This is a genomic window from Citrobacter amalonaticus, assembly GCF_018252635.1.
Lineage (GTDB): Bacteria > Pseudomonadota > Gammaproteobacteria > Enterobacterales > Enterobacteriaceae > Citrobacter_A > Citrobacter_A amalonaticus_E.
In genome coordinates this window covers 370,747-384,696 of record NZ_JAGTXM010000002.1, presented here as the reverse complement: position 1 = coordinate 384,696, position 13,950 = coordinate 370,747, and the positions used below count along the sequence as shown (strand labels likewise).

The following is a 13,950-nucleotide window of genomic DNA, read 5'->3' as shown; positions in this document are numbered from 1 at the left end:
TTATTAAAACTGAAAGGCGAGGCTTTATTTGTTTTGATTATAATTTTTGGCAAAAAAAGAAGTACTGTTTAATGAGTATTTAATCTAAAATGCAGTCTGCCGAATATTTGTTTTGTAGATCCAGCGATTTTAAATTCAAACATTTTCATGGTGTATATGTCCAATAGAATCTCTACTCATTCTCTTCCTATGCGTTATGCAGACTTTTCAACCCTGGTGGAAGCTCTGGACTATGCCGCTTTGGGAAATGCAGGAATGAACTTTTATGATCGACGCAATCAGCCTGAAGCCATACTGGAGTACCGCGAGTTAAAAAAGCGGGCAAAAGCCGGGGCCCGACGGTTGCTTTCGCTGAATCTTAATAAAGGCGATCGCGTCGCACTAATCGCGGAAACCAGCGTGGGTTTTGTCGAAGCCTTTTTTGCGTGTCAGTATGCGGGGGTGGTGGCAGTACCGCTGGCCATTCCTATGGGGATTGGACAACGCGATTCTTATTCCGCGAAATTGCAGGGGCTGCTCGCCAGTTGTCAGCCTGCGGCCATCATCAGCAGTGACCAATGGTTGTCGTTGATTAATGTGGTCAACGAGCATGGCGCGGCAATCCATATTCTCAGTAATGCGCAATTCAATGCGTTGCCGGAAAAGGATACCGAGCTGCCATTACCGTCGCCAGACGATATTGCCTACCTTCAGTACACCTCTGGCAGCACGCGTTTTCCTCGCGGTGTCATCATTACCCACCGCGAAGTGATGTCGAATCTGCGTGTTATTAGTCATGATGGGATCAAATTGCGTGACGATGACCGCTGTGTCTCCTGGCTGCCCTTTTATCATGACATGGGGCTGGTGGGTTTTCTGCTGACACCTGTGGCGACACAGCTATCTGTAGATTATCTGCGCACACAGGATTTCGCCATGCGTCCGTTACAGTGGCTGAAATTAATCAGTCAAAACCGCGGTACCGTCTCTGTGGCGCCGCCTTTCGGCTACGATCTATGCCTGCGTCGTATCAATGACAACGAGCTTGCCGGGTTGGATCTCTCCTGCTGGCGCGTGGCGGGAGTGGGGGCCGAACCGATTTCTGCCGATCAACTTAATCAGTTTGGCGAATGTTTCAAGCGCGCAGGATTTGACAGCAAAGCGTTCATGCCGTGCTACGGTCTGGCTGAAAATGCGCTGGCGGTAAGTTTTTCCGACGAAGCGTCAGGTTCCCAGGTAAACACTGTTGACCGTGACATACTCGAATACCAGGGCAAGGCGGTTGCGCCAACGAAAAATACCCGGGCGATTTCCACTTTTGTTAACTGCGGCAAAGCGCTTCCCGGCCACCGCATTGAAATTCGTAGCGAAGTTGGGAACCCTCTTCCTGAGCGAGACGTGGGCCATATCTGTATCTCTGGCCCGAGTCTGATGAGTGGTTATTTTCAGGATCCGGTTTCCCAAAAGGAAATCCAGTCAACGGGATGGTTGGATACCGGGGATCTGGGTTACCTGCTGGATGGCTATCTGTACGTAACGGGGCGTATAAAAGATCTGATCATTATTCGTGGGCGGAATATCTGGCCTCAGGATATTGAATATATTGCAGAACAGGAGCCGGAAATTCACTCTGGCGATGCGATAGCCTTCGTTACGTCTCAGGAACGGATTATTTTACAGATCCAGTGCCGGGTTAGCTGTGAAGAACGCCGCGCGCAGATCGTCCACAGTCTGACAGCGCGAGTACAAAGCGAGTTTGGCGTTTCTGTCAGTATCGAACTCTTACCGCCGCACAGCATTCCACGAACATCATCCGGGAAACCGGCGCGCGCGGAAGCGAAAAAACGTTATCTCAACCTCTTCGCGGAGACACTTAATTCAGCGATCCCCGAGCCGGGTTACTTGCAATGAGTACCACGGTTGGGATAACAGGCGGAACCGGCTTTATCGGGAAGCATATCATTGATGACCTGCTGTCCCGAGGTTTTACCGTTCGGGCGTTAACCCGAACCGTTCGTCACGACTCGTGCGATAATCTTGTCTGGATCCGGGGTTCGCTGGAAGAGAGCGAAACGCTGGCGCAACTGGTCGCCGGGGCGGAACACGTCATCCACTGTGCAGGGCAGGTTCGCGGACACTCAGAAGCTACCTTCACCCGTTGCAATGTTGACGGTAGCCAACGACTGATGCTGGCCGCGAAAGAGAGCGGCAGTTGCCGACGCTTTCTGTTTATCTCGTCGCTTGCAGCACGTCACCCTGAACTCTCGTGGTATGCAAATTCCAAGTATGTCGCAGAACAGCGGCTTACAGCGATGGCTGCAGAGATTACGCTGGGGATTTTTCGTCCCACGGCAGTGTACGGACCCGGAGACAAAGAGTTAGCACCGTTGTTTCGGGCGATGCTGCGCGGTTACCTTCCGCGCTTTGGCGCTGCCGAAGCCCGGTTGTCATTTTTGCACGTGAGCGATTTAGCTCAGGCTGTCAGTCAATGGCTCATGGCCGATCGCACCCCTGTTTATCCTTATGAAATCTGTGATGGTGTTGTAGATGGCTATAACTGGCAACGTATTCAGGAAATTGCGGCCGCAGTGCGTAACAGGCCGGTCAGGGCCATAGCCATTCCGTTACCGTTACTCACCTTGATTGCCGACGCGAGTACGCTAATCAGTCGCTTCATCGGAAAAGAACCGATGTTAACCCGGAGTAAAGTTCGTGAATTAATCCACTCTGACTGGTCGGCAAATAATGAATGTCTGTGCGAGAAAATAAATTGGTTTCCCCGGATTAGCCTGGAATATGCATTACGGAAAGGGCTATTTTAATTATTAATATTACAGGTGTGTTATTTTCTATGTTAAATCATGACGAAGTAATGGATTATACCCTTTATTGTTTGCAAGGGATGGTCGAAAGCGGCGTAGATATTCATCCTGACAGCGATCTGGTTAATGACCTTGGGCTGGAATCGATTAAGGTTATGGATTTACTCATGTTACTGGAAGATAAATTCGATATTACTATCCCCATTAACATTTTGCTGGATGTCAGAACCCCTGCGCAATTAATGGGAGCATTAATCCCTTATCTGGAGAATATCGATGAGTCTTTATGATAAATTCTCGCGTCTGGCCAGCGAGCGGGAACATTTTAGCATGGCGGGGATTAATCCATTTGGTACCTGTATTGATGAAGTGTTTTCCGCGACGGAAGGACGGATTGGCAACCAAAAAATTATACTGGCGGGAACGAATAACTATCTGGGCCTCACCTTTGATCTACAGGCGATTGCCGAGGGGCAGGCTGCTTTAGCCAGTCTGGGAACAGGTACGACCGGTTCGCGAATGGCGAACGGCAGTTATGGACCTCATTTAGCCTTAGAACAAGAGATTGCCGCGTTTTTTGACCGACCATCGGCCATCGTCTTTTCCACGGGCTATACCGCCAATTTGGGGATAATCAGCACGCTTGCCAGCCACAATGCCGTGGTAATGCTGGATGCGGACAGCCACGCCAGCATTTATGATGCCTGTGTATTAGGCGGCGCTGAAATTATCCGCTTTCGCCATAATGACGCGAAAGATCTGGAGCGGCGCATGGTGCGCCTCGGTGAGCGCGCTAAAGACGCTATCATCATTGTCGAAGGCATTTACAGTATGCTGGGCGACATTGCGCCACTGGCCGAAATCGTCGACATCAAAAAACGCTTGGGCGGTTTTCTGATTGTCGATGAAGCTCATTCCTTCGGCGTGATGGGGGCGAAGGGGCGGGGACTGGCGGAAGCGACGGGTGTGGAACAGGATGTTGATATTATCGTGGGAACCTTCAGTAAAAGCCTGGCTTCTATTGGTGGTTTTGCTGTTGGCGCGAAGGGTATGGATGTCCTGCGTTACGCCAGTCGTCCATATATTTTTACCGCATCGCCGTCGCCGTCGAGCATTGCAACCGTCCGCTCTGCGTTAAAAACGATTGCTGCACAACCGGAGTTGCGCCAAACGCTATGGGATAATGCAGTGCGACTGTATGAAGGGCTTGAGAGACTGGGGTATGAACTGAGTTCGCACATCAGTCCTGTGGTTCCGGTGATAATTGGCGCAAAAGAAGAGGGACTGCGTATCTGGCGCGAGCTCATCGCCGCTGGTGTTTATGTCAATCTCATTTTGCCACCGGCTGCACCCGCCGGGATCACGTTGCTACGCTGCAGTGTTAACGCTGCGCATACCCACGAGCAGATTGACGCAATTATTCAGGCATTTGCAAAGCTGAAAAAATAACCCGCGCTACGCGGCAGATATTCTTCCTGAGAATACCTGCTGCGGCGTCTTATCCTCTGCCCATCAAGCCCTCTGATGAATGTTTTGATATCAGGGTTGGCGATCGAATCGGTAAACCAATAATAATGCCACCGCCAGGAGCAATATTGGCGGTGCGAGCGTTGTCATCTGCACGTTCAGGGAATAAAGCAGTCCCAGGTTGACGATGATCTGGTTGCAGACGTAAGTCAGTAGACCAACGATCACGCCAACGGCCAGGCGACTCCCCAGTCCCGGATCCCGGGGAGCACTAAAGGTAAAAGGGACTGCCAGTAAGATCATCGCCAGAATCAAAAGCGGATGCCCCAATTTTAGCCACAGCGCCAGCGTAAATTCGAGACGGGGTTGGCCTGTACTCTTCAGGTAGGAAATATAATGGCCGAGTTGCTTAACCGAAAAACTACTGCTGGGCAGGGTGAGCTCCTCGAGACTCATGTCTGCGAACAGGGATGACCACACAGCGTTCTCTTTTGTCTCAGTTGTCTCCTTGCCGTTGCTCCACTCCTTTTGATTCACGCCTTCAAGCCGCCAGGTTCCGTTATCTGAAAGGGTGGCGGTTTGCGCATAAATATACCGCTTCAGAGAGTGGTCCGCCCGGTAGTAAAACAGCTCAATGCCTTCTGGATTATGATGTGCATCCAGCGATTTTACCGTCACATACTCATTGCCACGGCGGGCCCACAGAATGTTTCCTGAGGTATCGTGATTGCTATGCGTTTTAATTTGCAACGCCTGCTGCTGCATCGGTGAAGCAATCCACTCATCAATAGCACTGAGGGCAACGATTAGTATTAGTCCTCCACTTAGCATCACCATGGCGATGTTGAAAATTGAACATCCCGTGGTGCGTATGGCGGTTAATTCCCCGCTTTTCGACAACTGTCCCAGTCCGACGATCCCACCGAGCAGGGCAATAAAGGGACCAAGATCGATAAGCGTCCTGGGCAATGTCATCAACACGACTATCAGCGCCTGCGTCCAGCGATAACCACCGGAACTCACATCATCGAGCTCGTTGATCAGATTAAAGGTAGTAAACAGAGGAAGCAGTAACCCTGCTGCAGCCGCAAATCCTAAAAAAAGATGGCGTATTAAATAGCGACTGAAGATGCTCATTTATACGTTTTCCACCGTAGCGTGCCGTCGCGAACCAACAGGATCACAAAGCCGATCAATATGAGCAGAGGGATCAGCCACAGTCCCGGAGTGACCGGCAACGCGCCGTTGGCAACCAGCGTACGGCATATATTGCCGCCATAAAAAATGATGACGAATAAGAGCGTGAGCGGGAGCAAGGTGGAAAACCGTCCCTGACGCGGCTTGACGCGGCTTAACGGAACAGCCAGCAGTGCCATGAACAACGCGCAGACTCCGCGACTTTCCCGCCATTGCAGTTCAGCGATATCTGCCGGCACAGAGGCGCGGGTAAGCGTCTCTACGGATTTTGCCTTCCGTTTGACCTCGTTTTTCTGATCCAACGGTTTCAGATTCAGTCTGAGATTGCGGAAAACTTGTTCGTTATCATTACTACCCTGATGGTCCAGAACATAAGCGGTACCGGAGTGCAACATCACTGCGGGCGTCGTGGAGGAGGGATCAACAACGTCAACGCTGTTGGCCCTGAAGATACTGGTTTTATTATCCGAGGCGGTGTAGATCAGCGCATCATTCAAATGAGCCGCGCCGGAGTCAATCTGACGGGCCAGGATCATCCGTCCATTGTTGTTGACGTTAAACTTTCTTGCCTGCAGGTGATGGACATCCAGCGCTGATTGCGACTGTTGTTCTAACTGATAAATTTGCGCGTAAGCCCAGGGTCTGCCGTACAGAGACAGTATCGTCACCAGAATACTCAATGGAATGGCAAGGACCATGACGGCGCGATAAAGACATGAAGGCGTGGCGCCAGCTGCCGCTATTGCCGTCATTTCTGAATCGGTATACATCTGGCCAAGGGTGATGCCGACGGAAACATACAGACCGACCGGGAGCAGCATCTCCAGCGCAATTAACACTTTATAGAAGACAACATTCAGCACAACGCCGAGGGCTAATGTGCCGTTGGCCGCTTCGGTCAGGTAGCGCTGTGCGCAATAGCAGGCGAATATAAAAGTCAGAAAGCCCACAAGCGTCACCACCAGTCGACAAATGCCGCTCATGATGTAGTGTTCAATTAATTTCATCACAGGCCTGATGATTCGTTAACCATCTTGTGTACCATCGCGATAACCTGATGCACCTCTTTCGGCGTCAGATCGCCATCCTTGGCCCACAAGACGCGCCCCTTTTTATCCAGCACCAGAATGGTGGAACTCATCGCATTGAGTTGCCAGGTTCTGCGCCCGAGCCCGCTGCTGTCGATGATAAATTGCGCCCACGGGTAGCGGCGTTTGTTTTTTTCTATCTTGCCGAGGACAAAGAAACCAGAGCCAAAGATCACATCATCGGTATTCACGATGGTGGTTGGTTGAAAGCGGTCAAGAGGAAAATTGGCTGCTTTAACGGCCTTAATCAGCATTGAGTTTTTCTTTTTTGCCGATTTTCGCCCGGCAATATACTGAACAATGCGCACCTTTCCCGCCAGTTCATCGCTTTTCCAGGTTCGATAGCGAAACGCATCGTGATTATCCAGCAGCAATTCGCCGCGATCCATAATGACAATCGGCTTTACCGGCTGGCCGTCGACAAAGTTATGCGCTGCTGCCAGCCATGGCGAAATCAGAAGTGAAATCATCAATAATCGACATAGCAGCATCGCAGATCCTTTATTTTGTTGAGTCAGAATGGGAATCATGTGCCGGGAATCTACAGGGGATAACGATCGAGCCAGTGCGCTATACGTTCACGAATGTCGCTATCCAGTTCGCAGGGCTCGTCGTACGGTTTTCTCATTTCCATCGCATCGGCCACCATCTCATCGTGCCGGTCCCCCATCAGACCGTTAATGGCAGCCAGAAAGCGGGAGATGGCGCGAGCATCATCATTATCCGGATCGAGCGCGCGCAGCGTGTCAAAAAAAGAAACCTGCTGACTAATGATTTTTCGTATGGTATGGAATTCACTTCCTGTCAGTTGCGTTTGGGCAAGCAGGTCCCGTAGCGTGCGCATTTGCGTCTGACAATAGACTATGAATCCGCTTATTGTCGCTAACTGGCTATGACGCAAGGAATATCGAACGCCCCACCAGATGGGGAGGCTTAGGCAAATGCGCAACCGTCTTCCGTAAGTGGTAATCATCGTTTTGTTTCCGTTACGAAATCCGTCCTGGAAATGCCCGAGAAAAACGGTGGTTTTGCCAAAAACGTGGCCTGACTGGTGATCCTTGCGGTAGAGGCGCTGCGCAAAGCGTAAATGCTTATACCGCGCGCGAATGTATTTGTACTGTCTCTGTTCGTTTACTGACAGCTCGTCGCTGCGTAATTGTTTCAGTACCAATTGCAGTAAGTCTGTCCGGGTAAAACCCTCCTCCCAAAACTGCAGACACAGATCATAACAACGACGGATATTCTCCTCGGTGTAACAGACTGGAATACGCTCCGGTAACGCGACATGGCGATCAACAATGTCGTCTTCTTCCACCGCCACAAAGAGGCGCTGGAGAACATCAGGTGAGAATTTTTTGTGCGTCATGAGTGTGTCTCTTTGCCTGCGGTAAATGGCAAGTGCTGGCGATGGTAATAAGCGCGAAGTGTTGGGATCAGGGAAAGCAGCACATCCAGACATTGTCCGGCGAAATAAGCAAACGCCGATCCGATTACGCCAAAGAGATGTGATAGCCCTGGTAACAGGACAATGTAGGCGATGGATGCAAGGGTTTGCGCGGTCAGGAAAGCCCGCTGTTTACCGGACATAAGCAGCAGCGATTCCTGAGGAAACCCCAACATCGATACGATAATTGCGCCAAGCATAATCTGAATGAGATCATACGCCTGGAGGTATTTGACGCCAAAAACCAGCGAAATGAGCGGCTTACCGACAATCACCACAACAAGTGCCACGATGATGCCGATCCCTCCAGCCAGAAGCGCTGATTTCATTCCCAGTTGCCACGGCTTTTTGCTGCGTGGATCTAAGCGCATGACTTCGGGATAAAAGCTTTTGGCGAGCAACTGCGCTGGTGTTCCTGTTGCATCGAAGAAGGTCATCGCAATTTTAAACAGCCCTGCGGCGGCAGGGCCGAGAACGACCCCCACCAATACCGTGCTGCATGAGTTGCGAGCAGACCAGATCGTGTGGGCAAAATTGGTTGCCCAGACAAAATTCCATGCGCCTTCGAGGCGGCGCGCTGATGCAAACAGTCGTGGGCGTAGCGCTCCGTGAATATTCCGGCTACGCAGTTCGCGCGCGGCAAACCACCAGTACATTGTGCCGCCGACCAGACTGGACGTGTACCAGGTGATCACGAAACCGGCAAACCCAAAATCGCCGAGATACGCGATAACACTACCCAGCGCACGCAGGAAGGGTTTGGTGGCCTGCTGTATGGCAATTAAATCAAAGCGGTTCACTGACCGCAAAATACCCGTCGGGGTCGAGGAGGCCATTGAAGGGATCAGCGTACAATACAGCATTGCCAGCCAGAAGCTGTTGGCATCGAGGCCTAATGAATGCGAAAGAAACGGGAGCAACCCCATCCCACAGAGGATCGCAGCGGCACCGCTGGCGATATCGAGGCTAAAGGAAAAAGAGATCACATCACGGAACTGCTGCAAGTTATTACTTTCCAGTGCGGGGGTACCGTACTGAACAACCAGTTGCCATGTCTGGAATTTGGCAAAATCGCTAATGGCTTTAGTGTACGACTGCACGATGACCAGCACGCCGAACATCGCCGGTGCCATTCCTTTACCGGCACAGGAGAGTGCCAGTAAACCCAGCAGGGCGCTCACCACATTGCTGGAGCCTAAATAGGCGCTGTTACGAATGATGGTGCGAAAGGCGCCATCAGCAAACCACTTTTTCATGGGCGAAAACCCGCCAGAGCTGGTTAATCATCACTCAGCAGGAACAAACCTGCCCAGCATAAAATCTCAGGCTGGTAAATTGCGCAGTGCCTGAGCTCAGAGATTTATTGGTTATAGATGTTCCCCGATTTCGAGCGGAACGCTGGTGTGTTGTGATAGCGCAAGCCTGCGTTGAGAATCTCGGGCTGTAACGGATGCAACTGCCAGCGCCTTTTCCAGCACTTCACGATAGGGGGTTCTGGAATCCAGATCGAGAATTCGCGAGCCGTTGTAGGTGATCTTCACCATGACGTCGATTTTGTCGCGCAGCTCGTTGTAGTCGTGGTCGGGCTTACGGGAAAAGGCGGTATCAATATCGATATTAAGACGAATGATGAGTTCAGGACGATATAACGCCATTTCCTGATACAGACGGGATTCGCGCTTCGCCATGCGGCTTTTCACCCAGCCCGTTGCTCGTTCGACGCCAATACCCGGTCCGTCATAATGAAATCCAGAAATTTCGGCCTGAGGATAGCGATCGCTGATCACCAGTACGCCGCTTTGCGTCAGTCGCAGGACCTTGCGTAAGTTAGCCCTCCGGCGTAACGAGAATCCGTACATAATAATCGCAGCCCAAAGTGCCGGAGCCCGGGTACTCATGCTTTGTGCTTTTGAGGATTTAGCCGCCAGCCGTCTTTCAAGCCATGTCCCTATAAGCGGCAGTCGTTTGATTTTTTCGCCATCTTCTCCAGAGATAAGTCCCAGGTAGCAACGTTCTGTCACCCACTTTTGTTGCAGGTTTTTCACCAAATCTGCCGTCAGCGTGGATTTGCCGGTGCCATCGCAGCCCACCACGGCAATCAGTCCCGGAATATATTGCGCTGACGGCCCGTTCTGCGGGCTTAAGGTCTCTGTGTTCATGTCGTTCCGTCTAAAAAGGACTCGCAAAAACGATCCGGTGATCGCGAAGAGAGGTCTGAATTGAGCGTAATGAGTCAGTAAGAATTTGATCCGCCGACTCCCGACCATTCAGTTCAAGAATTGGTGCCCCGTTGAAGGTCAGATGTGGCGTAACCGCGATCTTTTCGTGTAAGACGGAAAGGGGATGATCGGGCTTACGTGAGAAGGCGGTTTCTTCATCAATATCCAATCGGATCAACAGCAGAGGCCGCCAGGAGGCCATCCACTGGTACAACTGGAGTTCGCGGGCTTTCAGGAGTCGTACCCACCGGTTACCGCCAGCTGTTTTCGCTAACTGTGGTCCGTCAAAGCGAAACCCGGGCACTTCCGCCTGTGGATACCGATCGACGATGAACAATGTACCTTGTCGACTCTGGATCAACATGTTGCGGAATTTGTATGCTCTCCAGCAAGAGAGCAGGAAGATCACCAGCGCCGTGATGTTTCCTGGCGGCGCAGAGGGGCGCTGGTGCACGTCGGCGGCTTTTGTCCGCAGGTAACGGCCCAGTATCGCCCCGATGAGGGGCAAATGTTCGATCCATTCGCCAATACGACCAGAGGATTGCCCGAGATAAAGCTGTTTTGTCGGCAGCTGTGAGCCCAGAAGTGAAGTCAGGCTGGCTGCCAGGGTTGATTTACCTGAACCATCGCAGCCGACTATAGCAATCACCCGAGCGAAAGGGGGATTTATAGTGGGAATAGTATATTGATTCACGAAAAATCCAGTTTAAATAAATAATTCACGGTAGTAATTGTGTACCCAGAATATCTGTTCAATAAAGTTGTGACAATGGCTAATTGTCGTTTTAGTATTAACAATTATATCCGCAAGGGAATTTGGATAATAAATTATTCATGGCGATAATTTTATTTTAGGGGTGTATTTATGCAATCAATAAAACCTCCGCTAATAGCCGTTATTGGCAGCGACGGTTCGGGGAAAACAACGGTCTGCGAACATCTTGTTATCTGTTTGCAGAAATATGGCCCAACAGAAAAAGTCCATCTAGGGAAACAGGCAGGAAATGTAGGGCGCGCTGTGGTTAAATTACCGTTAATGGGTAATTCATTAGGTAAAGTTATTGAGCGTAATAAAGTTAAAACTGCTAAAAGATTACCTGGCGCGATTCCCGCATTGGTAATTATGTCTTTTGTTGCGCGTCGGTTATTGCGGTTTCGCCATATGCTGATGTGTCGCCGTCGGGGCTTAATTGTGTTAACCGATCGCTACCCACAAATTCAAATCCCGGGCGCCTATGATGGTACCGTGTTTCCCATTAATACAGATGGGAGTCGCTTCGTTAGTTGGTTGGCCGAACAAGAACGCTCTGCGTTTCGCTGGATGGCCAGCCATAAGCCAGATTTGGTGATAAAACTGAATGTTGATCTCGACGTTGCCTGTGCACGTAAACCCGATCATCGTAGAGAAGCGCTGGCAATGAAGATCGCGATAACGCCACAATTGACCTTTGGCGGCGCACCTCTTGTCGATATTGATGCTAATCAGTCGCTGGATAGTGTGCTGGCGGATGCGGAAAAAGCGATAACGGCGTTTATGGCGGCCCGGGGTTATCATGACACTGGCGGTAATAAGCCCGTAGTTGGCTTTCATCCTCAGTAAGTAAGAATGCCCAGTCTGTCGGACCGGGCATTCTCAGGCATATTTCACTTCGCTAAATCGTTAATTAGGTTAGATAAGTTGCAGGGATGCCCAATACAGAAACCCGGACAGCAAAATCGCCGCTGGCAACGTGAATACCCAGGCCATCGCGATGCTGGTGACGGTTTTCCGCTGTAATCCACCGCCGTCGACAATCATTGTTCCCGCGACGGCGGAAGAGAGCACATGCGTAGTAGAAACCGGCATTCCGATATAGCTGGCAAGACCAATGGAGATCGCCGCCGTGAGCTGAGCGGACATCCCCTGGGCATAGGTCATACCTTTCTTACCAATCTTCTCGCCAATCGTGGTTGCCACGCGACGCCAGCCGATCATCGTCCCCATACCCAACGCCAGTGCGACCGCCATGATTATCCAGATCGGCGCATATTCAATGGTGCTCAACATATCGGTTTTCAGTTTTTTTAACAGATGCATGTCGCTACGGCTGATATCCGGCAGCTTCGCCACTTTATCTGTTGTATCGGAGATGCATAGCATGATGCGTCGTAACTGGCTGCGTTGCGGCACGCTTAATGTGTCGTAGCTCTCCAGATTGGCCGGTAACAGTGTTTTGACGCGACCAAGGGCTTCCATCGTATTCGCCGGGTGACAATGAAATTCAGTTGTCGGTGGGGTATTCGCTGCCGGAGCCGCAAGCGGTTGAGTCATGTCAGCCACCTGTCTTACCACGTCGGGGTGTTGCTGTAAGTACATTTCCAGATTGCTGACAGCATCACGCGTGCGGGTGATTTCGTAGCCTGAAGCGCTCATGTTCACCACGAAACCGGCAGGCGCTATCCCCACCAGCACCAGCATCACCAGGCCGATCCCTTTCTGACCATCGTTCGCACCGTGAGAGAAAGCCACGCCTGCCGCTGAGAAGATGAGTGAAATACGTGTCCAGAATGGCGGTTTCTTTTTACCCCCTTTCTTTTTTCGTTCTTCAGGAAGACGATGGATGCGATCGCGTTTTTTGGTGCCGCTCCAGTAGCGGCGAAGCAGGAAGATCAGGCCGCCGGCAATCACCATTCCGACCACGGGAGATGCGATCAACGACGCAAAGATATTGACCACCGCCGGGATGTTTAACGCATCGACAACCGACGTTCCGGTCATCAGCGCGTTGGTGAGTCCAATCCCAATAATCGCGCCGATCAGGGTATGAGAACTGGAAGCCGGTAAGCCGAAATACCAGGTTCCCAGGTTCCAGATAATGGCCGCCAGTAACATGGAGAAAATCATCGCGAGGCCATGTGACGACCCCATATTGAGCAGCAAATCTGTGGGTAGCATATGCACGATGGCATAGGCAACGCTGAGCCCGCCCAACAGGACGCCAAAGAAGTTGAAAGCCGCAGCCATCATCACCGCTAGTTGGGGTTGCATGGCGCGGGTATAAATAACGGTCGCGACAGCATTAGCGGTGTCGTGAAATCCGTTAATAGCTTCGTAAAACAGGACAAAGACCAGCGCAAGTAAAAGCATCAAGCCGGTATATAAATCCAGACCAGAAAACACATATTGCATAGGGAATATACCGCCATGTTGGAGAGACGACCGGGCGCATTATCAGTGACTTTAGCGATTCGGGCAAAGTGAAATATCATCTTTTTTTGATATGACATACGAATTGTATTATGTTCTGAGTAATTAATTTATCTAATTCAAGTGGATAGGTGGAGATTAACGAATGATGCCTATATCTATGTGACGTAAATAGTATGATGAATATTCTGTGAGATCAGAATGCAAATATGCATGGTTTCTCAGCAAAATAAAAACTTAATCAATAAAAGAACTTTAAATATTTATTTTGTGAATGATTTAAATGGGTGAATCCTGTTTTGTGGTGGAAAAAACCAAGAATATAATTATTTTTCCATGCAGAATCATGCATGGTTTAGATAAGAGAACGAGTTAGATGGATTTCAGCCAGTAATTACAACCCTCTCTATATTGATAGGTTGTGCCGCGCACTCACCGATTGATGCGAAGAAAACCACTTCGCGGGTGGGTGATCGGGGAAGTCTGACCAGCAACAGCGACTCACAAAGACGTGTTCAACGAATCGACTACAACGACCACGGCGATA

General features: G+C 50.6%; 13 protein-coding genes. 5 read left to right on the top strand and 8 right to left on the bottom strand.

Going from position 1 to position 13,950, the window contains the following annotated elements; genetic code table 11:
- The first annotated feature begins 156 nt into the window (after positions 1–156).
- From KE671_RS06395 to spt, 4 genes are read left to right on the top strand one after another with little or no spacing between them, the layout of a single operon-like run.
- Entirely contained in the window at positions 157–1,890 is a 1,734-nt protein-coding gene (locus KE671_RS06395) for a fatty acyl-AMP ligase (protein WP_206162223.1), read from the top strand.
- Positions 1,887–2,801: an NAD-dependent epimerase/dehydratase family protein gene (locus KE671_RS06390; protein ID WP_206162222.1), complete on the top strand. Its 915-nt coding sequence runs from the start codon at positions 1,887–1,889 to the stop codon at positions 2,799–2,801. Before KE671_RS06395 ends, KE671_RS06390 begins: the two co-directional genes overlap by 4 nt.
- 29 nt (positions 2,802–2,830) lie before the next feature.
- Positions 2,831–3,091: an acyl carrier protein gene (locus tag KE671_RS06385; RefSeq protein WP_206162221.1), complete on the top strand. Its 261-nt coding sequence runs from the start codon at positions 2,831–2,833 to the stop codon at positions 3,089–3,091.
- Positions 3,078–4,250, top strand: coding sequence for a serine palmitoyltransferase (spt, locus tag KE671_RS06380; RefSeq protein ID WP_206162220.1), 1,173 nt, complete (start codon positions 3,078–3,080; stop codon positions 4,248–4,250). The genes KE671_RS06385 and spt overlap by 14 nt, the downstream gene beginning before the upstream one ends.
- Before the next feature lie 90 nt (positions 4,251–4,340).
- Here spt and lptG read toward each other — a convergent pair whose 3' ends face one another.
- From lptG to KE671_RS06345, 7 genes are all read right to left on the bottom strand, one after another.
- A complete protein-coding gene (gene lptG, locus KE671_RS06375; RefSeq protein ID WP_206162219.1) occupies positions 4,341–5,405 on the bottom strand; it encodes an LPS export ABC transporter permease LptG in 1,065 nt (354 codons plus the stop codon).
- Positions 5,402–6,472 (bottom strand): LPS export ABC transporter permease LptF, encoded by a 1,071-nt coding sequence (lptF, locus tag KE671_RS06370; RefSeq protein ID WP_206162218.1) that lies wholly within the window; start codon positions 6,470–6,472, stop codon positions 5,402–5,404. The genes lptG and lptF overlap by 4 nt, the downstream gene beginning before the upstream one ends.
- Complete coding sequence (locus KE671_RS06365) at positions 6,472–7,044, bottom strand: YtfJ family protein (RefSeq protein ID WP_206162217.1); 573 nt, start codon at positions 7,042–7,044, stop codon at positions 6,472–6,474. The genes lptF and KE671_RS06365 overlap by 1 nt, the downstream gene beginning before the upstream one ends.
- Positions 7,045–7,094: 50 nt before the next feature.
- Positions 7,095–7,919, bottom strand: a complete 825-nt coding sequence (locus KE671_RS06360; RefSeq protein WP_206162216.1) for a hypothetical protein — start codon at positions 7,917–7,919, stop codon at positions 7,095–7,097.
- Positions 7,916–9,253: a lipopolysaccharide biosynthesis protein gene (locus KE671_RS06355; RefSeq protein ID WP_206162215.1), complete on the bottom strand. Its 1,338-nt coding sequence runs from the start codon at positions 9,251–9,253 to the stop codon at positions 7,916–7,918. Before KE671_RS06355 ends, KE671_RS06360 begins: the two co-directional genes overlap by 4 nt.
- A 111-nt stretch (positions 9,254–9,364) precedes the next feature.
- On the bottom strand, positions 9,365–10,156 hold the full coding sequence (locus KE671_RS06350; protein ID WP_206162214.1) for a hypothetical protein: 792 nt from the start codon (positions 10,154–10,156) through the stop codon (positions 9,365–9,367).
- Between the two features lie 10 nt (positions 10,157–10,166).
- Complete coding sequence (locus KE671_RS06345; protein WP_206162213.1) at positions 10,167–10,910, bottom strand: hypothetical protein; 744 nt, start codon at positions 10,908–10,910, stop codon at positions 10,167–10,169.
- 171 nt (positions 10,911–11,081) lie between these two features.
- Here KE671_RS06345 and KE671_RS06340 point away from each other — a divergent pair, with 171 nt between their 5' ends.
- A complete protein-coding gene (locus KE671_RS06340; RefSeq protein ID WP_206162212.1) occupies positions 11,082–11,816 on the top strand; it encodes a dTMP kinase in 735 nt (244 codons plus the stop codon).
- Between the two features lie 69 nt (positions 11,817–11,885).
- On the opposite strand, the gene pitA is transcribed toward KE671_RS06340, so the two are convergent.
- Positions 11,886–13,385 (bottom strand): inorganic phosphate transporter PitA, encoded by a 1,500-nt coding sequence (pitA, locus tag KE671_RS06335; protein WP_206162211.1) that lies wholly within the window; start codon positions 13,383–13,385, stop codon positions 11,886–11,888.
- Positions 13,386–13,950: the final 565 nt, after the last annotated feature.

What these genes read in the sequence shown, in the direction of transcription:
- KE671_RS06395 (WP_206162223.1), top strand. Translation starts at nt 157, where the DNA reads ATGTCCAATAGAATCTCTACTCATTCTCTTCCTATGCGTTATGCAGAC.
- KE671_RS06390 (WP_206162222.1), top strand. Translation starts at nt 1,887, where the DNA reads ATGAGTACCACGGTTGGGATAACAGGCGGAACCGGCTTTATCGGGAAG.
- KE671_RS06385 (WP_206162221.1), top strand. Translation starts at nt 2,831, where the DNA reads ATGTTAAATCATGACGAAGTAATGGATTATACCCTTTATTGTTTGCAA.
- spt (WP_206162220.1), top strand. Translation starts at nt 3,078, where the DNA reads ATGAGTCTTTATGATAAATTCTCGCGTCTGGCCAGCGAGCGGGAACAT.
- lptG (WP_206162219.1), bottom strand. Translation starts at nt 5,405, where the DNA reads ATGAGCATCTTCAGTCGCTATTTAATACGCCATCTTTTTTTAGGATTT.
- lptF (WP_206162218.1), bottom strand. Translation starts at nt 6,472, where the DNA reads ATGAAATTAATTGAACACTACATCATGAGCGGCATTTGTCGACTGGTG.
- KE671_RS06365 (WP_206162217.1), bottom strand. Translation starts at nt 7,044, where the DNA reads ATGCTGCTATGTCGATTATTGATGATTTCACTTCTGATTTCGCCATGG.
- KE671_RS06360 (WP_206162216.1), bottom strand. Translation starts at nt 7,919, where the DNA reads ATGACGCACAAAAAATTCTCACCTGATGTTCTCCAGCGCCTCTTTGTG.
- KE671_RS06355 (WP_206162215.1), bottom strand. Translation starts at nt 9,253, where the DNA reads ATGAAAAAGTGGTTTGCTGATGGCGCCTTTCGCACCATCATTCGTAAC.
- KE671_RS06350 (WP_206162214.1), bottom strand. Translation starts at nt 10,156, where the DNA reads ATGAACACAGAGACCTTAAGCCCGCAGAACGGGCCGTCAGCGCAATAT.
- KE671_RS06340 (WP_206162212.1), top strand. Translation starts at nt 11,082, where the DNA reads ATGCAATCAATAAAACCTCCGCTAATAGCCGTTATTGGCAGCGACGGT.
- pitA (WP_206162211.1), bottom strand. Translation starts at nt 13,385, where the DNA reads ATGCAATATGTGTTTTCTGGTCTGGATTTATATACCGGCTTGATGCTT.